Genomic DNA, 21,337 nt, shown 5'->3' with positions numbered 1-21,337 from the left:
GGGGAGGGGTCGGTCAGTGCCGGCCGGCGGGGACGCAGCGGAAGTTGCGGGCGTCCGCCGGGTCGCCGTGGCCCTTGTAGTGGGACACGAGCGGGTAGCGGCACAGGTCACGGGTGACGGTCTTGCCGTCCGCGGTGGTGAGGTTGGCGGTGAGCGTCTTGGGGGCCTTGCCGTGCTCGACCCACTGGGTCAGGGCCGCCAGGTCGTTGACGTTGCCGCCGTCGAGGCCGCAGTGCGCGGTGCCCGGGGCGAGGAAGAGACGGTAGAAGTCGTCGACGCGGTGCGTGCCGCCGAGCGTGCGCTCGACGCGCTCGCGGTAGTCCACGGTGCCCTGGGTCGGGATGAACGGGTCGGCCTGGCCGTGGTAGGTGAGGAGCTTGCCGCCGGACTTGCGGAACGCCGACAGGTTCGGGTCGTCGGTGCCGATGACCTTGTCGAACTCGGCCTGGGACTGCTTGAACAGTCGGGTGAACTGGTCGTACGTCAGCTTCGAGACATCCAGGCCGGGCTGCTTGGCCACCCAGGACGCGGTCCAGGCGGCCGGGACGCCGAACGGGTCGGCACCGGCGAGGCCCGAGAAGTCGGCGCCGACCGGCAGGCCGTACCAGAGCTTCTTGCCCGAGGTGGTCCGGGGACCGTCCCAGATCTTGCGGACCACGGCGGCGTCGGCCGCGGAGATGGTCTCCTCCTTGCCCTCGCAGACGACCTTGGTGCCGATCAGGCGGCGCGGGTCGAAGTTGCAGTGCGCGGCGTCGGAGATCAGTCCGTCCTTGACCCCGTCGAGCTTGTCGCAGGCCTGGAGCGCGGCCTGGTTGAAGGCCTTGAACTCGCAGTCGGTGGGGCGGTTCTTCTCCTGGTTGATGACCACCTGCGGCCAGAGGGTGGCGACCTCGAACTCGTCCCAGTTGACGGCGGGCGCGTTGGCGAGGATGCCGTCGTAGTCGCCGGGGTGGCGCTGGGCCTCCATGTAGCCCTGGCGTCCGCCGGTGGAGCAGCCGGTGAAGTACGCGTAGGAGGGGGCCTTGCCGTAGACCGAGTCGATGACCTGCTTGGCGACGAGCGCGGTCTCGTGCTGGGAGCGGTCGGCGAAGTTCTTCAGCAGGCCGGTGTTCACCTTGCCCTTGCTGTTCAGCGCCCAGCCGATGTCGAGGACGTCACCGACACCCGCGTCGGTGGTGGCGGCGGCGTATCCGCTCTTGACGGCGGTGCCCAGACCGACGCCGTTGTCCCCGGCGGCGTAGGCCGCGCCGCCGAGCGCCTGGAGACGGCCGTTCCAGCCTTTCACCGGCAGCCAGGTCCGGATCTTGGCGTGGTCGTTGTCACCCGGGTGGGTGAGGGTGACCGTCACGTCGCAGAAGGCCGGGACACCATCGACCGAGCCCCCGAGGAACCCGGTGCCCTTGATGGTGCCGCCTTCCTGGCGGACCGTGGTCACGGACTCCACCTTGGTGCCGGACGGGGCCTTCACGGAGACGGTCGAGCAGTTGAGCGGAGCGGAAACCTGGCTTTCGGTGGCCGCCGAGGCGCCGGCCGGCAGGTACACCGCGGCCGCCAGCGGCACGCCGGCCGCGAGGACGGTCAGAAGTCGTCTCATGACGTTCCTATCGTGAAGTGGGTGTGTGCCTGTCAGCGGCACCACATGTGCGGGGCACGGCGGCGGGACAGGAAGGCCGGGCCTTTGTCTCCCACCACCTGGGGACCCTCGCCCGTTCGCTGGGAAGAGACTGACACGGAACGCATCACCAGTCAAGGCGGTGACGTGCGGTCGTGACCGAACGGGGAGGGAAAAGTCTGGAGGTTTCTCGCCTCCCGGGGGAGGCCGACACCCATGACTCTGCCGCAGCCGCGCCAATGGCACATCAGTCACATGACGGTAAGTCGCCGCACCCGTGAAAGGTCCACACCTATGCGTCACACATGTGTGTCTCTGCCGGGCATTGGGTCATTCGACGGACCGGCCGGGTTCCCCGGCGTCCGCGGGGATGTCCATCTCCAGCCACACGGTCTTGCCACGCCCGTTCGGCGAGGTGTTCCAGGTGTCGGCCAGGGCGTCGACGAGGAAGAGTCCGCGGCCGTGCTCGGCCCGCGCGCAGCCCTCGTCGGACAGGGAGTAGAGGGCGGGTACGGGCGGGTCGCTCGCCGAGTCGCGCACCTCCAGGCGGAGCCGGTCCGCGTAGACCCGCAGCCGCACGTCGACGTCGCTGCCCGCGTGCACGAGGGCGTTGGTGACGATCTCCGAGGTGACGAGTTCCACGTCGTCCGACAGGTCCGCCAGGCCCCAGCCGCACAGCCTCTCGTGCACGAACTCCCGGGCCTGCCGCACCCCGCGCAGATCGCGCCGCTGGATGGAGAGGTGCCCGGTCCTGGGCACCCGCCCGGTGTCCGGACCCTCGTAGCGGGCCAGCAGCAGCGCCGCGTCGTCGCGTCGGCCGCGCGGCCCGGGAGCCCGGCCGAGCAGCCGGTCCGCCAGATCCTCCAGCCGGGCGTCGGCCAGGTCCCCCGCGGGGCCCGCGGCCTCGGCCAGGGTGCCGGCCTCGTCCTCGCGGGCCTCGAACAGCCCGTCGGAGTACAGCACGAGCACCGAGCCGGGCTCGACGGTGTGCTCCCGGGCCCGGTAGACCCCGGGTTCCGGGAGTCCGAGCGGTACGTTGGCGGGGGCGTCCAGCGTCCGTACGGTGCCGTCGGGCAGCCGCAGCAGCGGCGCCGGATGGCCGGCGAGCGCCACCTCGGCCGTCCCGTCCTCCGGGTCGAGGGCGACGACACAGCAGGTGGCGAGGGACTCGGTGCCGAGCCGGGCGAGCAGCCCCGCCGTGCGCCGGAGCAGCGCCGCCGGTCCGTGCCCCTCGCTGGCGTAGGCGGCCACGGCGGTGCGCAGCTGGCCCATCGCGGCGGCGCTCTCCATGGTGTGGCCCTCGACATCGCCGATGACCAGCGCGACCCGGTCGTCCGGCATCCTGATCACGTCGTACCAGTCGCCGCCGACCTCGGCGGTGGCGGCGGCCGGCTGGTAGCGGGCCGTGGTGGTCAGTCCCGGCACCTCGACGAGGGCGGGCGGCAGCAGCCGCTTCTGGATGCCCTCGGCGAGCGCCTGCCGCTCGGCGTTCAGCTCCACCCGCTCCACCGCCGAGCCGAGCAGGCCCGCCATCATCGTGAGGACCGCGCGTTCGGCGGGCGAGAAGGACCGGGGGCCGCCGTACGCGAGGGTGCACAGGCCGACGACGTGCCGGTTGCCGCTGACGGGGACGTCCACGACATGTCTGCTGCCGACGAGCGGGAGGTGCGCGGTGACGGGCCGGGGAGCCGGTTCCGCGCCGGGGCGGGACGCCTGGGGGCCGGGGCCGTCGGCGATCAGCAGGGTGTTCCCGCGTACCGCGCGCACGGCGGGTGTGCCGGTGTGCAGGCCGCTGCCGTGCAGTTCCCGGACCAGGCCCTCGGTGTCCCCGCTGTGTCCGAGGACCCACATGCGTCCTTCGGCCACACACGACAGCACCATGGCGCGGGCCTGGAAGGGTCCCATGACGCAGAACCGGGCGGCGGCGGTGACATGGTCCATCGTGGTCGCCTGGTTCAGCAGGTCGGCCAGGCGGTGCAGGGGGAACATCAGGCTGCGGCCCGCCGAACCGGCGACGCCCGGCATGCCCCAGGGCCCGGCGGGGTCCGCGTCGGCGGACGACTCGGCGCCCCGCACCGGCACGAGCACCGGAAGGTTCGGGGAGACCACCGGGACGCCCCGCCGGTGCAGCGCGGAAAGCGCGGTGGAGAGCCGGCCGGCGATCCGGGCCAGTTCGGTGCGGCGCCCGGGTCCGTAGCCGTCGGTGCCCTCGGGCCGGAGCACGGTCAGGCTGCCGAAGCGCGCCCCGGCCGCGGTGAGCGGGGCCGCCGCGGCGAGGTAGGGGTAGGGGCAGAAGGTGCAGCCGGGAATGTGTGCGCGCGGCGCGTCCGGGTCGGCCAGGACCGCCACCTCGCCGCCCGCCAGGGCACGGGCGGAGGCGTAGGAGGCGTCCAGGGGCATACGGCCGGGCAGCGTGAACACGGAGGGCGGGCCGCCGCCGATCATGGCGATCCGCAGTTCGGTGCCCTCGGGGCTGAGCAGATAGACCGCGGCGGTGACCGCCTCCAGCCGTTCGGCGGCCTCGCGGACGGCGTCGTGCAGGGCCGCCGCCAGTTCCTCGCCCAGCGTCCCTGCGGGGCCGCTCTCGTGGGCGCCCCGGTCCGATCTGCTGCCGCTCACGGAGGTGCTTCCTGCTCCAGGGGAGGGGGACCGGAATCCCGTGTCAGCCGTCGTCGGCGTTCTCGCGTGTCTTCCCGGACACGGTACCCACGGGCTCCTCCTCCAGCCACTTGGCGTGATGGCGTGTCGCCCAGGCGCGGTCGACCCAGCCGGTGCGCATGCCCAGCCGCGCCTCCGGGTCCTCGTACGCCTTGCGCAGGTGTCCGAGGAGGACCGCGGCGATGGCCCAGGCGAGGACGTCGTGCACGAAGATCGCGCTGGTGCGGGAGATGAAGGGCAGCAGCCCCATGAACCACATCAGCAGGCCGGTGAACATCATCACCAGCACCGCTCCGGCGATCCAGCCCGCGTACAGCTTCTGGCCCGCGTTGAACTTCCCGGCGGGCCGTGCCTCGGGGCCGCGCAGCCTGCGGCGGGCCGCGCGCAGCCAGCGCCGGTCGTAGACCGCGAAGCGGTTCAGCCGGCGCAGGTCCGCGCGGAAGGCGGGCGAGAGCAGGCCGAGCAGGACGGGGGCCGGGAGCAGGATGCCGGACCACTCGTGCACGGTGGCCACCAGGTGGCGGCGGCCGACGAGCTGGGCCAGCGGCCCGAAGTAGAGGCAGGCGGCGGTCACCAGGCAGAGCAGCATCAGGTACCCGGTGGCCCGGTGCACCCAGCGCTCGGCGGCCGTGAACCGCCTGATCCGGCCGGGCCGTTCAGGCCGCGTGCCGGTCGGCGCCGTCGAGCCAGCCGTCGACCGCATAGCCACGCTCCTCCCAGAAGCCGGGGACGACCGAGTCGGTGACCGAGATGCCGGACAGCCACTTGGCCGACTTGTAGAAATACATGGGGGCCACGAAGAGCCGGACCGGCCCGCCGTGTTCATGGGTGATCGGCTTGTCCTGCATGTTCAGCGCGACGAGCACGTCGGAGCGGCGGGCCTGCTCCAGGGTGAGGCTCTCGCTGTAGGCGCCGTCGAAACAGGTGAAGCGGATCGCCTGGCCGTTGTCGCGCACCCCGGCGTCGTCGAGGAGGTGGGAGAGCTTCACCCCTTCGAAGGGTGTGTCGTCCACCCGCCAGCCGTCGGTGCACAGCACGTCGGCGACGACCCGGGTCTGGGGCATCGCGCGCAGGTCGGCGAGCGTGTACGTCCTCGGCCGTTCGACCAGGCCGCCGATCCTCAGCCCGTAGTTCGTCTCGTCCTTGTGCGGGACCGAGCCGACGATGCTGTAGTAGCGGAAGCCGCCCGGGTTGGGCAGCAGTCCGGTCAGTCCGGTCGAGTCGACCTGGGATGCCTTGGCGAGGAACCCCTCCCAGCCGCTCTGGAGGTAGGGCGCGGCGGCGAGTCCGGCGGCCCCCGCACCGAGCATGCCGAGCAGCGCCCGGCGCCCCACCGGTGCCCCTTCGGCCGCCTTCTTCCTGGGCTGTTCCACTGCCATGGTCAGTGCTCCTTCGCAGTCACGGTGAGTCCCCGCCGCTCCGGGTCGGCGGCGGGCACACCGACGCATGCACACCTCCGGAACGCACAAGACACATGTTTTCGTGCCCGTTCGGAGAGCGTACGTCATCACCTTAGCATCGTCACCCATCAGAGCGGTGACGATGATGCCGACAGTGCGGGCACACTCGCGGAAGAATGTCCGAATCGCCGGAGAGTGCGGCTCCACTTTTTGGACTTGCGAGTCCATTCGAATGCTTCTACGGTTCGTACCACGACCGCTCGACCACACGTTTCTCTATTTCTCTGCGGAGAGGTATCACCCCCATGCATGCGATCCACATCAAGGAGCACGGCGGCCCCGAGGTCATGGAGTGGACCGAGCTGCCTGATCCGGTCCCCGGCCCCGGCGAGGCACTGGTCCGCCTCGGTGCCGCGGGAGTCAACTACATGGACACGGGCGCCCGCGGCCAGGGCGCACCCGGCTGGGCCGCGCCACTGGTCCTGGGCGCCGAGGGCATGGGCTACGTGACCGCGCTGGGCGAGGGCGTCGAGGACCTGGCCGTCGGTGACCGGGTGGCCTGGTACTACCACCCCGGCAGCTACGCCGAACTGCTGGCCGTTCCGGCGGACTCGCTGGTCAAGGTGCCCGAGGGCATCAGCGACGAGACGGCCGCCGCCCTCATGCTCCAGGGCATCACCGCCAACCACTTCAGCACCGAGACCTACGCCGTCAAGCCGGGCGACACGGCCGTGGTGCACGCGGCGGCGGGCGGCGTGGGCCTGCTCCTCACCCAGATGATCAAGGCCCGGGGCGGCACCGTCATCGGTCTGGTCTCCCGCGAGGAGAAGGTCGCCGTCGCCGAGGAGGCCGGCGCCGACCACGTGGTGGTCTGGTCCGGCGGCGGCTTCGAGGACCGGATCAAGGAACTGACCGGCGGCGAGGGCGCCGACGTCGTCTACGACGGCGGCGGCACGGAGACCTTCCGCTCCTCCCAGCTCGCCCTGCGCCCGCACGGCGTGCACGCCTACTACGGTCCCATGATGGGCGTGCCGACGTTCCGGCCCACCGACCTGCCCAACAGCATCCTGCTGTCGTACCCGGTGATGTCCCACCACGTGCCCACCCGCGAGGCCCTGCTGCGGCGGACCGGCGAGATCTTCGACATGGCGCTCGCCGGGAAGCTCAAGGTCCGCATCGGCGGCCGGTACCCGCTGAAGGAGGCCGCGCGGGCGCACGCGGACATCGAGTCGCGCCGGACCACCGGCAAGCTGCTGCTCCTGCCCTGACCGGCCGTGGGCGGCGGCACATGTGTGCGGGCGGGCCCGCGCATGGGCGGCGAGAGCGCGGAACCCGCTCTCGCCGCCCATGCTGTTAAACTGGAAGCGACCTTGATCCTTTCCTGAGGAGCTCAGACATGGTGGTGGACGACGACATCTCCGGGTGAACACCCGGACCCGACAGGCCACCGGCCGGTGCGTACGAGGCATCGCCCAAGTGGTCTCCGTGTCGTCCCCTCACGCCCCTCGTCTGTCACTGCCGGGGCACAGCTGTCTTCCGTGCCCCGGCCTCTCTCCTCATGAGGTCGCCTCCATGTCCGACGCCTCCGTCGTCTGCTCGAACCTGTCCTTCACCTGGCCCGACGACACCCCCGTCTTCCAGGACCTGTCCTTCGCCGTCACCCCCGGCCGCACCGGTCTGGTCGCGCCCAACGGCACCGGCAAGAGCACCCTGCTCAAGCTGATCGCCGGTGAACTGCGGCCCGGCAGCGGCTCCGTGTCCGTCTCCGGCACCCTCGGCTACCTCCCGCAGACCCTCCCGCTGACCGGTGAGCTCACCGTCGCCGAGGTGCTGGACGTGGCCGCGGTCATCCAGGCCATCGACGCCGTGGAGTCCGGCGACGTCGACGAGAAGCACTTCACCACCATCGGCGACGACTGGGACATCGAGGAGCGCACCCGCGCCCAGCTCGACCGCCTCGGCCTGGCCGACCTCACCCTGGACCGCAGCCTGAGCACGCTCAGCGGCGGCCAGGTCATCTCCCTCGGTCTCGCCGCCCAGTTGCTCAAGCGGCCCGACGTACTGCTGCTCGACGAGCCCACCAACAACCTCGACAGCGACGCCCGGCACAAGCTGTACGACGTGCTGGGCGACTTCACCGGCTGCCTGCTCCTGGTCAGCCACGACCGCGCCCTGCTCGACCGCATGGAGCGCATCGCCGAACTCGACGGCGGCGAACTCCGTTTCTACGGCGGTAACTTCACCGAGTACGAGGAGGCGGTCCGGGCCGAGCAGGAGGTCGCCGAGAAGAACGTCCGCAATGCCGAGCAGGAGCTGAAGCGGGAGAAGCGGGAGATGCAGCAGGCCCGCGAGCGCGCCGAGCGCCGGCAGAGCAACGCCGCCCGCAACCTGAAGAACGCCGGGCTGCCCCGTATCTTCGCCGGGAACATGAAGCGCGGCGCGCAGGAGTCGGCGGGCCGCGCCGGACAGGTGCACGCGGGGCGGGTCGGCGAGGCCAAGGCCAAGCTGGACGAGGCCGGGCGCGCGCTGCGCGAGGAGCAGCGCATCACCCTGGACCTGCCGGAGACCCATGTGCCCGCCGGACGCAACCTGTTCCTCGGCGAACAGCTCAAGGTGCGCCTCGGCGACCAGGAGGTGTTCGCCGGTGCGGGCGTCGACCTGGGCATCCGGGGCCCCGAGCGGATCGCGCTGACCGGGCCCAACGGCGCCGGCAAGAGCACCCTGCTGCGGCTGCTGAACGGCGATCTGACGGCGGACAGCGGTGAGCTCAAGCGGGCCGACGGCCGGATCGCCTATCTCTCGCAGCGGCTGGACGTGCTCGACCTGGACCGTACGGTCGCCGAGAACTTCGCCGACCACGCGCCGCAGCGCCCGGAGGCCAAGCGGATGAACCTGCTCGCCCGCTTCCTCTTCCGCGGCGCCCGTGCCCATCTGCCGGTCGGGGTGCTCTCCGGCGGTGAGCGGCTGCGCGCCACCCTGGCCTGTGTGCTGTGTGCCGAACCGGCCCCGCACCTGCTGCTCCTGGACGAGCCGACGAACAACCTCGACCTGGTCAGCGCGGGCCAGTTGGAGAGCGCCCTCAACTCCTACCAGGGCGCGTTCGTGGTGGTCAGTCATGACGAGCGGTTCCTGCGGGAGATCGGGGTGAACCGCTGGCTGCGGCTGTCCGGCGGCGAGCTGAAGGAGACGGCGGCCCCCGAGGTGTGAGCCGCAGGTGTGTGTCCGTAAGGCCCGCGTCCGAGGCGTACACCGCCCCGCGGGCCGCACACCGCTCACCTCCCGGAGGTTCTCCGTGCCTCAGCCCGCCCTGCTCGCCCATGACCTCGTGCGCACCCTCGGCGACCGCCGGGTGCTCGACGGGGTCTCCCTGACCGCCTCCCCCGGCCACCGCATCGGGCTGATCGGGGAGAACGGCGTCGGCAAGTCGACGCTGCTGCGCCTGCTGGCCGGCACCGACGAACCCGACGCCGGCCGGGTCGTCCGCCCGCCCGATCTGGGCTTCCTCCAGCAGGAGATGTCCTACGACGCGGGGGCGACGATCGCCGACGTGCTCGACGACGCCCTGCGCGAGGCCCGCGCGGACCTCGCCGTACTGGAACGCCTCACCGAACAGCTCGCGCGGACCGCCGAGGACGCGCCCGGGTACGCGGCGCTGCTCGACGCGTACGGCGCCCGGCTCGAACAGGCCCAGGAGCGGGAGGTCTGGGACGCCGACCGGCGGGCCGCGCTCGTCCTGGACGGCCTCGGCCTCGGCGCCTTCGGGCCGCAGCGCGCGCTCGGATCGCTGTCCGGCGGCCAGCGCGGGCGGCTGGCGCTGGCCGCGCTGCTGGTCCGGCGGCCCTCCGCGCTGCTGCTGGACGAACCGACCAACCACCTCGACGACGAGGCCGCCGCCTTCGTCGAGGAGCAGGTGCGCGCGCTGCCCGGAGTCGTCGTGGTGGCCAGCCACGACCGTGCCTTCCTCGACGCGGTGTGCACGGACCTGATCGACCTCGATCCGGCGGTCGGGGGGCCGGTGCGCTACGGCGGCAACTACAGCGCGTATCTGGCCGGGAAACACGCCGAGCGGGAGCGCTGGGAGCGGCGCTGGGCCGAGGAGCAGGAGGAACTGGCGGCGCTGCGGGTGTCCGCCCAGATCACCGCGCACCGGGTGGCACCGGACCGGGGTCCGCGCGACTCCGAGAAGATGGGCTACGGCCACCGGGCCGGCCGGGTGCAGAGCCAGATCTCCCGGCGGGTGCGCAGCGCGGCCCGCAGACTGGAGGAGCTGGAGCGTGCCCAGGTCGGTGAGCCGCCCAGGCCGCTGCGGTTCGCGCGCACCGTACTGGCCGCGCCGGTGGCGGCGGACGCCGACGGGCCACTGGTCGCGCTGGACGGCGCAGGGGTGCCGGGGCGGCTCGCGCCGGTGCGGGCCGAGGTGGCGGCGGCCGACCGGCTGCTGGTCACCGGCGGCAACGGCGCCGGGAAGTCGACACTGCTGGCGGTGCTCGCCGGGCGGCTCGTGCCGCAGGGCGAGGTCAGGCGGCGGCGCGGGCTGACGGTGGGGCTGCTCGCGCAGGACACCGTCTTCGAGCGGCCGGAGCTGTCGGTCCGGGACACGTATGAGCGGGCGCTGGGTGCCGAGCGGGCCGAGGCGGTGCCGCTGGGCGCGCTGGGGCTGCTGCACGAGGCGGACCTGGACAAGCCGGTGGGCCGGGTCTCGGTCGGGCAGCGGCGGCGGCTCGCGCTGGCCCTGCTGGTGGCCCGGCCGCCGCAGTTGCTGCTGCTCGACGAGCCCACCAACCACCTCTCGCCCCGGCTGTGCGACGAACTGGAGGCGGCGCTCGGCACCGGGCCGGGCGCGATCGTCCTGGCCAGCCATGACCGCTGGCTGCGCGAGCGCTGGCAGGGCCGGGAGATCCGGCTCGGTTCCGCGCGGGAGGGGTGGGCCGGCACGGGACGGTGAACTCCGCGCACAACTGAATACCGGCTGGACAGGTGACGACTCTTGCAGAGGCAGCGGTCACCTGTCAAAATGGTGACATGAATCTTGACCATGTCTTCGTGTGCGGCAATCCGGTCCTGGACTTCGCCGCTACGCTGCGTGCCCGCCGTACGCTGCGATTTGAAATGTTCGTGACACCGGACCGCCTGGACGCCTGGTTCCTGGAGTCCGGTGTCGTCGACGCCGTCACCCCGAGCGAGCAGGCCGACGTCGAGCAGGCCACGGCGCTGCGGGAGGCGATCTACCATCTGGTCACCGCGCGCCGCCTGGGCGAGGAGTACGAGGCCGACGCGCTGGACCTGGTGAACAGCACGGCGCGCACCCCGTCCGCCGTGCCCCAACTGACCCCGGAGGGCCGCCGGACCGAGGCGGGCCCGCAGGAGGTGCTGTCCACCCTGGCCCGGGAGGCGGTCGAGCTGCTGAGCGGCCCGGACGTGCCCCTGCTGAAGGAGTGCGGCAACCCCGAGTGCACCCGTGTCTACATCGACCGCTCCCGGGGCATGCGCCGCCAGTGGTGCGGCATGGAGTCCTGCGGCAACAAGATCAAGGCCGCCGCGTATCGCGCCCGCAAGAAGACCGCGCCCGCCGCGGCCTGAGCCACGGCACGGCACGGCTGCCGCGCGCCCCGGCTGCCGCACGGGCGCGGACGCGGCAGCCGGCGCCGCTCAGACGCCGACCGCGAGGGCCTTCAGGGTCTTGCGGAACCTGCTCAGCAGCAGGCCCCTGAACCAGCGCAGCGGCGGCGGGAAGTTCGCGTACATGTGGTCCCGTCCGGTCACGGGCTCCGGGTGTTCGAGGAAGCCGAAGACCAGGTGCGGGCCGCTGCGCGGGGCACCGTCCGTGACCGCCTTGCGCAGCCGGACGACATCCGCGTCGGGCACCTGCGGGAACAGCTTCTCCAGCACCGGCTCCTCGGCCGCGAGATGGCCGGCCAAGATGTCCCGGACGCTCTGCGCCGCCTGGGCGCCCCGCTTGACCGCCAGGCCCAGATCCTGGCCGGCACCGCTCTGCGCCGTGCCGGCCAGCTGATCGACGGCCGCCGTCAGCGCGTCGAGGTCCTGGTCCAGCGCCGCGTGCTCCGCGCTCAGCCGGTCGAGCGAGGCGACGGCGTCCGGGAAGCTCTCCCGCAGCACCGGCCAGAGGAGTTCGTCCTCGCTCTCGTGGTGGTGATGCACGAAGGCGACGAGCCACCGGACGGTGGACACCAGTGTCTTCACGTCGACCGGCGCGCCCGCGTCCAGCCCGGCGAAGGAGTCGGCGACGGCCTCGGTGCCCCGGGTCATGATGCCGTGAACGGCGAGAAGTTCCTCGAAGAGGCGGGCACCCTCGTTGAGCGGTGCCTGGGTGGCGGACATGTGCAGCGCCTTTCTCCGTATGTGCGGCAAGCCCCGCCGCCCGGATGTGCGCGGATGTGCGCGCCCGGCGACGTCGGGGACGACGACCGTACTGGCGTGCGGTGCCGTTTCGGTGCCGGACGACTGACGCGACATGTTCCGCCGGCCTGACGCGCACAGGGACGGTCCCGGCAGGCGGCGATCTCAGAGCGCCGCGCGCCAGTCGGCCCGGAAGACTCTCTCCGGGGCCACGGCGGCACTCGCCGAGAAGTCCTCGAAGTCCATGTTGGCGAGTTCCAGGTTGACGCTGATCGGATGCACACCCTGCGGTTCGGTACGGAACACCCGGCCGTGCTCCGTCAGGGCCGCGTACTCCGCCTCGTCCTCGCAGTCCGCCCGGGTCAGCGTCGTCACCGCCAGCAGGGCGCGCAGCGGCGAACCCATGGTGACCGCGTCCGCGACGAACACCACGCTCAGGTCCTCGCCGAGATGCTCGTCCGCCAGCACCGCGGTCAGCACGTCGTCCACCGTGGCGCCGTGCCACGCCGGGTCGTCCACCAGCCACGACTCCTTCTCGCCGAAGTCGTCGGGCTCGTCGAGGGCCGTTCTGACCTCCTGCCACACCCGGTCGTCGGCGTAGTCGGTCCGGAACACGACCGGCACGAGCTCTCCGCGGCGGCGGGTGTCGGGCAGCGACCTGGTCATGCTTCTCCTCGGCGGACGCCAATGGGGGAGGGACGGGCCGGGCCGGCAACGGGCCGGGGATCCGGCCGTCCAGGGGGATCGCGGGTGTGACACACCTCGCCGGACCGGTCCGTGTCCGGCCGGGCACGGACGCTACCACACACAAATATGTCCACCGGGACAGGAGTGCACCGCCAGGTGTGACCCGGGCGGGACGGAGACGGCAACGCGCCCGGTATGGGACAAGGCTCCGTCCGCACGGCCGGATGACGTAGAGTCCGCGCCGCGCAAGGGCGTCGTATCCCGCGTCGGCACACAGGGAAATTCCGTCACTCATGGTCAAGTGACTGACGCGCGCGAGGAACGTCACGCGCGACAGTGGAACAGCAGACACCGGCACACACATCCGTCACACCCGACTGCTTGACAGGCGGAGTCCACGAATGAGACGGTTGCGTCACCGTTTTAACAGGTGACGTAGACTGACCGGCTGACACGTACGGAAGGGCAAGGACGGCCAAGGAATGGACGCGGTGCGTTACTCGATCCTCGGGACGGTCCGCGTCCTGCGCGGGGAGACCGAGCTGGAAGTGGGTCCGCCCAAGCGGCTGGCACTGCTGTCCCTGCTGTTGCTGCGCGCACCGGGCCCGATGACCCTGAGCGAGGCGGTCGACGTGCTCTGGGCGGAGGAACCCCCGCCCAGCGCGGTCAACGTCGTGCACCGGCACATCGGCGCGCTGCGCCGCGTACTGGAGCCGGAACTGCCGAGCCGGACCAAGGCCAAACACCTGATCCGCGCCACCGACGGATACCGGCTCCTGGTCGACACCTCCACCTCCGATCTGCTGCGCTTCCGCGGTCTGCGCACCCAGGCCCAGCTCGCCCTGCGGGAGGGGGAATCCCAGCGCGCCGCACGGCTGTTCACCCAGGCCCTGGAGCAGTGGCGGGACCCGGTCGTGGCAGCGGGCACCCCCGTGGCCCGGCACCCGCTGTTCACCTCGGTGGGGCACGAGTTCGTGGCGACCGTCAAAGAGGCCGCCGACGTGGCCCTCACCGCGGCGCCCGACCTGGTCGAGGAGATCCTGACGGGGCTGCGCCGGGCGGTGGACAGCCATCCGTTCGACGAGGCCCTGCACTCCAGGATCATCGCCGCCCTGGCCGCCACCGGCCGACAGGCCGAGGCCCTGCGGCAGTTCGAGGCCATCCGGGACGTCCTGGCCGAGGAACTCGGCGTCGAACCCGGCCCCGGCCTGCGCGCCGCGCAGCAGCATCTGCTCCAGCACCAGGTGTCCCGCGCACCGGGCGCCGGACCGGCCCCCGCGGACCGGCCCGCGCCCGGACCGCAAGCCGGTGTTCCGGCGCGTCCCGCCCAACTGCCCGCCGACCTGCCGGTGTTCGTCGGACGGCACACGGCACTCGACCGGTGTGCGGAACTCCTCCCGTCCGAGGGCGCGCACCGGCCCTCCACCGTCATGGTCGTCTGCGGCATGCCCGGTGCCGGGAAGACAACGTTGGCAGTTCACTTCGCCCACCAGGTCGCCGACCGCTTCCCGGACGGCCAGATCCATCTCGACCTCCAGGGCCATCATCCCGTCTGCCGCCCGCTCGACCCGCTCCAGGCCATGCGCGACATCCTCGACGCCCTGGGGGTCGGCCGTCGGCACACCCGGACCAGCGGCGCCGCCCTGACCGCGCTCTACCGCGGCACACTCGCCGCCCGCAGACTCCTCGTCGTCCTCGACGACGCCCGGGACAGTGAACAGGTGCGCCCACTGCTGCCCGCGGGGCCGGACAGCCTCACCCTGGTCACCAGCAGGCGCCGCCTCGAAGGGCTCGCCGTCACCCATGACGCCCGCGTCCTCGGTCTCCGGCCCATGACCCGGGGCGAGAGCCTCCAGCTCCTGGACCTGCGCATCGGCACCGACCGCACCCTGGCCGAACCGGAGGCCGTCCGGGACATGGCCGACAGGTGTGCGGGCCTGCCGCTGGCCCTCACCCTCACCGCCGCACGGGCCCAGACCAACCCCACGTTCTCACTGACGGCCCTGGCCGCCCAGCTCCACGAGGACTCGGACAGCCTCGCCCCGTTCATCAGCCACGATCCGCGCACCGACCTGCGCCGTTCCTTCGAACGCTCCTACCGGACACTGAGCCGGGACGCCGCCGCGCTGTTCCGTCTGCTGACCCAGCATCCGGCGCCGGACATCGGGCTGGCCGCCGCCGCGAGCCTCGGTGGTACGGATCCGCGCACCGTCCGACGGCTCCTCACCGAGCTGAGCGACCACAGCCTGCTCACCGAGACCTTGCCCGGCCGCTACGTCTGTCATCCCCTGCTGCGCACCTACGCCACCGAGCTCACGGACACCGACGACACACCCGCCGCACGCGCCGAGGCGTTCACGCGGGTGTTCGAGCACTATGTGCACACTGCCGACGCCGCCGCGGAACTGCTCGCCCCGCACCGCGACCCCAAGGCCGCCACGCTGCCGCCGCCCCGCCCCGATGTCCGGCCGCAGCTGTTCACCGAGCGCACCGAGGCGGCCGCCTGGATCGCCGCCGAACGCCCCGGCCTCCAGGCACTCGCCCGTACCGCGCGGCACGATCCGTGCACCGAGCCGTCCCGCGGGCGGCTGACCGCCGCGCTCGAACTCTCCCTGCACCTGGCCGGTCGCTGACACCTGCGCCGAGGACCGGCCCTCCCCCGGGGCCTGCCGTCCTCGGCACACCCGTCCGGCGCGCCCGCCCCGCTCAGGCGGCTTCGAGCCGCGCCACGCTGCGCAGCTTGCGCAGCGCGTTGTGCTGCCGCGACTTCACCGTACCCGCCGGTACTCCGAGGATGCCCGCGGTCTCCTTGATGGTGCGGTCGCACAGATAGATGTGTACGAGCACCGCGCGGTGCTCGGGCGACAGCCGGCGCAGCAGCGGCCTGGCCACCAGGCTGTCGTGCACCGGTGCCGTGTGGTCGGCCCCGGACGCCGGGTCGTTGTAGGTGGCTCCCACCACCTCTTTCCTGGCGTGCGGCTTGCGTACCCAGTCGATGACCAGATGACGGGTCACGGTGAAGAGCCACCCGCGCACCGAACCGTCCATCCCCAGCAGCCGGTCGATGTTCCGCCAGGCGCGGATGATGGCCTCCTGTACGACGTCCTCGGCGATCCCGTGATCACCCAGCATCTTCTCCGCGTAGGAGACAAGCCCTTCCCGGTGCTCCGTCATGATGGCCCGGAGCAGCTCTGCTCGGTTCACAGCCGTGGGGGGCGTAGCCATAATTCTCTGAACCATCCTGGCTCTGTGTCATGCAGCGACCGGGGACCGGAACTGGCCCCGCACACGCACTGTAGGCAGGCACAGGTGTCAGAAGACTGTCGCATTTGTGACGCCTTCATGCCGACTCATACGTATGAAGCCGACGGCCGACCCGAATCGCTCCCCATATAGGGCGAAACTATCTCAAAACAATGACTCATCGCGCCATGAGGGTCTTCATCTCTGCCCGATCCTGACAGCTTCCATACATGGTGTGACGCACATCATGCACCTCGACGGCGATACTTGGACACACCCGCCGCACACTCACACCGGAACCGGCCGGGCGGGTGTCAGGTGCGCGGGGCGGCCTCGATCACGAGCTTCGAGTCCTTGCCGGCGTTGCCGGTCGTGCCCTGCGCCAAGAGCTTCCAGCCACCACCGGTGGGGTCCACGTTGAGGCCGCCCACGTAGAACGTGTCACTGCTGGTGTTGTATCTGCCGATCGCGCTGATACCGGTCTGCCTCCCGCCGCCGTAGTTCACGATGTCGAAGATCTGGCAGCTTCCCTTGGCGACGGTGGCGGTGGCCACCCCCTGCTGGTCCTGTGCCGCGGTGTTGAACACCAGGTAGGCGGCGTAGTTGCCCTGCGCGCAGAGCTGGACGCGGCCGGCGCCGATCGAGGCGGTCGCCGCCTGCGCCGGACCGCTCGACAGCAGGACTCCGGAGGCCAGGGCCACTCCGGCGACGGTACCGGCGGCACGCAGGGAGAGGGACTTGACGGACAAGGGAACACCTCTGGGTGTGAGGGAATCTGACGGGCAGACACATGCTAGGGATCACATGTTCGACAGACAAGGCTCGCTGGCATGTGTCTGCCCGTCCACGTGGTGTCGCCGGCCCGTCAGACGCGCCCGGTGACCGCAGCCGTGTTGTACCCCTCCGCGTGCACCACCGCCCGGTTCGAGGGCAGCGCCCCGGCGGGCCAGGACAGGGTGACCGTCCGTGCCTCGCCGGGCAGCAGCCACAGGTAGTTGTCGCCGTAGAGCGTGGGCAGCACCCGCTCGCCGCCGTGGGCGTCCAGCAGCGAGAGGCGGACCATCGCGGCGACGGCGCCGCCCTGGTTGCGGACGGTGGCCGTCGCCTCGCGGCGGTCGCCGTGGCGGGAGACAGAGGAGGCGGACACGGCGAGCCTGACCTGCTTCAGCCCGTTGAGCGCGCGCATCGCCTCGGGTGTGCGGTAGCGCCAGTAGGTGTTGCGGGACAGCGTCTGTCCCCCGGCGCTCCGCAGACTCAGCCGCAGCAGATGCAGGTCGGGCAGGTCGTCGGTGAAGGCGGCGGTCAGGGCCCGCGTGGTGGCGGCGGCCGGGACGTCCACCCGGGCACCGCGGACGGGTCCTCTGCGGCGGCCGTCGAGGGCGTACGTCTCGGCGGTGACCGAGGCCCCGCGCAGCGCGGTCCGGGTGTGGTTGACGGCGATCACCTTGCCCTCCACCGGGTCCGCCTGGACATGCAGGGGCTCGCAGGCACAACGGGAGCCGTAGTAGGCGCCGTTGACGTCGAAGTCGTAGTCGTAGGTCTGCCAGACGGTGCTGTGCCAGGCCGGGTGGGACATCCAGAGCATCAGGCCGCTGGCGTCGTCCCACAGATGGGCGTTCCAGGCCTCGAACATGGCGCGGAAGTTCTCGTAGTTGACGAACTGCGCCTTGACGGCGAAGTCGTCCAGGTCGCGGGCGGCGCCCAGGCGGGTCTCGATGGCCGCCTTGTAGTTCTGCGGTGCCTGGTTCCCGTGTTCGCTCCAGTCGTGGTAGTACCAGGCGCCGCGGATCGGCCACTCGGGTTCGCCGCCGGTCATCCGGCGGGTGCTGGCGGCGGTGGAGACGACGGGCATGCCGATCTCGGTGTGGAAGCCGAAGTTCTTGCTGCCGTAGGTGGCCGGGTCGAAGTATCGGGCGGGTTCCACCCAGCCGTAGGGGCCACCGCCGGTGATGATGCCGCCGGCGGAGTTGTTCTGGTAGAGGATGCCGGGCGCGCCCTTCTCGACAGCCTCGCGCATGCCCTGGTCGATCGCGGCGGGCGGGTTGCCCTCGTTGGCGCCGCACCAGACGGCGACGCTCGGGTGGATGCGGTAGCGCAGGACGGTGTCGCGGGCGATGGCGTTGTAGGCGTCGTGGTCCGGCGGGTCCATGCTCCAGGCGTTGGGGAAGTCGTTCCACACCAGGATGCCGTGCGCGTCGCAGGCGGCGTAGAACTCCTCGCGGTTGCTGCTGCCGACCCAGTTGCGGATCATCGTGAAGTTCATGTCGCGGTGCATGCGCACCGCCGTGTCCATCCGGTCGGCGGGCATCCGGCGCAGCAGTTCGTCCCAGCCCCAGTTGCCGCCGCGCACCAGCACCCGCACACCGTTGACGCTGAGCTTCAGCGGGTCGGGTGTGTTGGAGACGGTCGTGACGTCGCTCCAGGTGTTCCCGTCGTCGGACACCTTGATCGTGTACGTCTTCGGGTACGCCTGCTCCCACAGGACCGCGACCCGGTCGAAGCGACGGGCCGAGCCCAGGTCGACCTGGAGCCACTGGTGGTCCTCGTAGGCGGAGGACCAGCGGGTGCCGGGGTTGCCGTCGGTGGCGTACGCGGCCGGGTGCCCGTCGCCGTCGTCGCTGGAGGCGGTCGCCGTGCGGTGCAGGGCGAGGTCGGTGCCGGGCGCGGTGCTGTCGACGACGGCCAGCGACCACAGCGAGTTGCCCCAACTGGTGTTGCGCAGACCGCAGTCGATGCGCACGTACCGGGCGGTGCGCGGGGCGAAGTCGGTGACCCGCAGACTGGCGTCGCCGCTGTTGAAGGGCAGCGGCACGGCCGTGTTGTCGACGGCCTTCGCGTCCGTCCAGTCGGTACCGTCCGCCGACACCTGCACCACGTAGGTCAGCGCGTACGCCTGCTCCCAGACCAGGTCGACCCGGTCGAAGTCCTGCACCGAGCCGAGGTCCACGCGCAGCCACTGGTCGTCCTGCCAGGCCGAGGCCCAGCGGGTGGCCGCGTCGCCGTCGGTGACCTGGCCGGGGCCGTGGTCCTCCTGGTCCTGGCTGGAGGCGTCGGCGGGGGCGTGCAGGGCGAGGTCGGTGCCGGGCCGGGCGGAGTCGAGGACCGAGAGGCCCCACAGGGAGCTGCCCCAGCCGGTGGCCCGGGTCAGACAGCGGATCCGTACGTACCGCGCGTGCCGGGCGCCGAGGTCCACGGACTGGGTGTACGCGTCGGCGGACGGGGTGAAGGGCAGCGGGGTGTCGAAGGCGTAGCCGAACTGGCGGATGCCGAAGCGGGTCGTGCGCCGGTCGCTGACCGTGCCGTCGGTCTCGGCGGTGAGGGCCAGCTCGTGCAGGACGGGCTCGCCGAGGCCGTTGGGCCACCACAGGTCGGGATTCTTGATCCGCAGCCGGGCGTAGGCGTCCGGCGCGAAGACGACGTCGAGGCTCCCGCCCGCCGGGACGGTGACCGTACGGGAGACACGTATGCCGTCGAAGGCGGCGGTGACGGTGGTGCGGTGGTCGGTGGTGTCGGCATTGCGGACGGGCACGGTGACCGTCAGTTCGGCGGCCGACAGGTCGGGCAGATGCGGCAGTACGGTGTCCACGCGCGGGTCGCCGATGACGACGTGCCCGGTGGAGCGCAGCCGGACGTGGTTCCACAGTCCGGCGCCGCGGTCGCGGACGGCCGGCATCCAGTCCCAGCCCGAAGAGGCCAGGTACGTGGGCGAGTTGCGGTTCATCTGGTCGGCGCCTGCGTCCACCCACGCCGAGCCGTCGGGGCCCTTGTCGCCGGGGCTGCCGGGCACCGGCATGGGGGCGATCTTCACGGCGAGCGCGTTGCGGCCCTCGTCCGCCAGCAGCCGGGTGACGTCGAGGGCGGCGCGGGCGAAGGGGAAGGTGACGGTGCCGGCCTGCCGCCCGTTGAGCCAGATGTCCGCCTGGTGGTTGACGCCGTCGAACTCCAGCCAGAGGTGCCGCCCGGCGCCGGTGCGCAATCCGCGTGGCAGCTCGAAGTCGCGCTTGTACCACCAGGAGTGGCGGGACAGCGCCTCGGGGACACGCAGGTTGTTGAGCCCGGCGACCGGGTCGGGGAGCTTGCCCTGTTCGACGAGGGAGCCGAGGACGGTGCCGGGCACGGTCGCGGGCAGCCAGCGGCTGGTGTCGACGCCGGTGGTGGACAGATGGGCGCCGTCGCCGCCGGCCCGGTCGTCCAGGGTGAGGGTCCAGCCGGACTCCAGGGGCACGGTGCCGTCGGCGGCGACGGTGAGCGCCGGTGCGGGGGTGTGGTGGGCGCCCCAGTCGGTCCAGCCGGTGGCCGCCGGACGGTGACCCCCGACGGTGCCGTACACCTCGAAGCCGTTGACACCGAGCGGGAGGGGGCTGGAGCGCCGCCGGGCCGTCATCCGCACCCAGCGGGCCGCGGCGGGCCGCGGCAGCTGGATGTCGACACGGCCGCCGGTGCCCGCGGTGGTGCGGTACACGCTCGTCCAGGAACGGCGGTCCTGCGAGGTCTCGACCACGAACTCGGTCGCGTAACTCGACTGGATCTCCTTGCCGGTGGTGCCCTGGTGCGGGTTGCCGCTGCTCGGCGGGGTGAACACCGGGTCGCTCGCGTCGGCCTCGAAGGTGAGGCGGATCCAGTCGATGCGGCACTCCGCCTGGAGGTCCACCGAGATCCACTGCGGGTCGTCGCCCGCACCGGCGCGCCATCCGGTGCCGCGCACGCCCCGGTCGCCGATGCCGTCCACCGCGAACTCGGCCGGGGTGGGCGCGTACGCCTGGGAGGAGACCTCGACCGGGCGGTACGCGGCGAGTTCGCCGGAGGCGGCGGGTCCGGTGGCCGCGGCGCCGGAGGCGGTCCGGTCCGCGGCGGGCTCGGCGGCGCCCGCGGCGGCCGGGAACACCGTCCCGAGGCTGAACCCGGCCAGCAGCGTGGAGCCGGTGGCCACGACGGTGCGCCGGGAGGGGCGGTGCGATGGACTCGCCTGGTCGGCCATGTGAGTCGTCCAATCACAGGGTGGGCGGGTGGCACGAGCGGACCTGGGGCGGTGCGGCTCCGGAGGTCTGACAACGTTGCCATTACTGTGGGCATAGGCTGTGGCGGTGTGCGGTTCCTGTCAAGCCCTGGGGCGTGGAGGGTCGTTGACCCGCTGCCCTGGTGGCGGACGGATCGTTGCGGATGTGTAGGGAGGGACGGAGAGTGAAGAGGAGGTGTGGCCGGGGACAGCACCTGGCCGACGCATGGCCGACGGCTGCGGGCGCCTCGCGGCCGCTGCGTCGGGTTCGCGACCGCGAGGCTCACGGACGATGAGGACCTGTCCGGCCGGTCAGGGCGAAGACGCGGGGTGCGGCGGGCACGGGCTGTGCCCGCCGGGTGCCCCGGGCCCCGTCCGGCGGAC

14 protein-coding genes are annotated in these 21,337 nt (G+C 72.0%); 5 read left to right on the top strand and 9 right to left on the bottom strand.

The genetic code is table 11. The features are described from left to right. Window positions 1-13: 13 nt before the first annotated feature. The 4 genes from B086_RS0125775 to B086_RS0125760 form a co-directional block, all read right to left on the bottom strand. Window positions 14-1,594, bottom strand: coding sequence for a DUF6351 family protein (locus B086_RS0125775; RefSeq protein ID WP_018569322.1), 1,581 nt, complete (start codon window positions 1,592-1,594; stop codon window positions 14-16). Window positions 1,595-1,942: 348 nt separating this feature from the next. Then, window positions 1,943-4,231: an ATP-binding SpoIIE family protein phosphatase gene (locus B086_RS0125770; RefSeq protein WP_018569321.1), complete on the bottom strand. Its 2,289-nt coding sequence runs from the start codon at window positions 4,229-4,231 to the stop codon at window positions 1,943-1,945. 43 nt (window positions 4,232-4,274) lie between these two features. Continuing rightward, entirely contained in the window at window positions 4,275-4,973 is a 699-nt protein-coding gene (locus B086_RS0125765; RefSeq protein WP_018569320.1) for a cytochrome b/b6 domain-containing protein, read from the bottom strand. After that, complete coding sequence (locus B086_RS0125760) at window positions 4,927-5,649, bottom strand: molybdopterin-dependent oxidoreductase (protein WP_026252765.1); 723 nt, start codon at window positions 5,647-5,649, stop codon at window positions 4,927-4,929. Before B086_RS0125760 ends, B086_RS0125765 begins: the two co-directional genes overlap by 47 nt. Window positions 5,650-5,975: 326 nt before the next feature. On the opposite strand from B086_RS0125760, the gene B086_RS0125755 reads away from it, so the two are divergent. The 4 genes from B086_RS0125755 (at window position 5,976) to B086_RS0125740 (ending at window position 11,250) form a co-directional block, all read left to right on the top strand. After that, the gene (locus B086_RS0125755; RefSeq protein WP_018569318.1) at window positions 5,976-6,938 is read left to right on the top strand and encodes a quinone oxidoreductase family protein; all 963 of its coding nucleotides are present in this window, start codon (window positions 5,976-5,978) and stop codon (window positions 6,936-6,938) included. 304 nt (window positions 6,939-7,242) lie between these two features. After that, window positions 7,243-8,877 carry a ribosomal protection-like ABC-F family protein gene (abc-f, locus tag B086_RS0125750; protein ID WP_018569317.1) on the top strand — a complete coding sequence of 545 codons (1,635 nt, stop codon included), beginning with the start codon at window positions 7,243-7,245 and terminating at the stop codon, window positions 8,875-8,877. An 85-nt stretch (window positions 8,878-8,962) separates the two neighbouring features. After that, window positions 8,963-10,615, top strand: a complete 1,653-nt coding sequence (locus B086_RS0125745) for an ABC-F family ATP-binding cassette domain-containing protein (RefSeq protein WP_018569316.1) — start codon at window positions 8,963-8,965, stop codon at window positions 10,613-10,615. A 77-nt stretch (window positions 10,616-10,692) separates the two neighbouring features. Then, a complete protein-coding gene (locus B086_RS0125740; protein ID WP_026252764.1) occupies window positions 10,693-11,250 on the top strand; it encodes a CGNR zinc finger domain-containing protein in 558 nt (185 codons plus the stop codon). 69 nt (window positions 11,251-11,319) lie between these two features. Here the strand turns inward: B086_RS0125740 and B086_RS0125735 are convergent, their stop codons facing one another. Then, entirely contained in the window at window positions 11,320-12,009 is a 690-nt protein-coding gene (locus B086_RS0125735) for a hemerythrin domain-containing protein (RefSeq protein WP_018569314.1), read from the bottom strand. A gap of 183 nt (window positions 12,010-12,192) precedes the next feature. Continuing rightward, on the bottom strand, window positions 12,193-12,693 hold the full coding sequence (locus B086_RS0125730) for a DUF6924 domain-containing protein (protein WP_018569313.1): 501 nt from the start codon (window positions 12,691-12,693) through the stop codon (window positions 12,193-12,195). A 503-nt stretch (window positions 12,694-13,196) separates the two neighbouring features. Between B086_RS0125730 and B086_RS40795 the strand changes: the two genes are divergently transcribed. Then, window positions 13,197-15,347, top strand: coding sequence for an AfsR/SARP family transcriptional regulator (locus B086_RS40795; RefSeq protein ID WP_018569312.1), 2,151 nt, complete (start codon window positions 13,197-13,199; stop codon window positions 15,345-15,347). A gap of 73 nt (window positions 15,348-15,420) precedes the next feature. Here the strand turns inward: B086_RS40795 and B086_RS0125720 are convergent, their stop codons facing one another. The 3 genes from B086_RS0125720 to B086_RS0125710 form a co-directional block, all read right to left on the bottom strand. Further along, on the bottom strand, window positions 15,421-15,918 hold the full coding sequence (locus B086_RS0125720; protein ID WP_018569311.1) for a sigma-70 family RNA polymerase sigma factor: 498 nt from the start codon (window positions 15,916-15,918) through the stop codon (window positions 15,421-15,423). Window positions 15,919-16,271: 353 nt separating this feature from the next. After that, a complete protein-coding gene (locus tag B086_RS0125715) occupies window positions 16,272-16,706 on the bottom strand; it encodes a hypothetical protein (RefSeq protein WP_018569310.1) in 435 nt (144 codons plus the stop codon). 116 nt (window positions 16,707-16,822) lie between these two features. Next, the gene (locus tag B086_RS0125710; RefSeq protein WP_018569309.1) at window positions 16,823-20,935 is read right to left on the bottom strand and encodes a discoidin domain-containing protein; all 4,113 of its coding nucleotides are present in this window, start codon (window positions 20,933-20,935) and stop codon (window positions 16,823-16,825) included. Window positions 20,936-21,337: the final 402 nt, after the last annotated feature.

The sequence above is a fragment of the Streptomyces sp. PsTaAH-124 genome, assembly GCF_000373685.1.
GTDB classification, from domain to species: Bacteria; Actinomycetota; Actinomycetes; order Streptomycetales; family Streptomycetaceae; genus Streptomyces; species Streptomyces andamanensis.
Note: the sequence above shows the minus strand (reverse complement) of the source record. Positions and strands in the feature narration are given on the sequence as shown.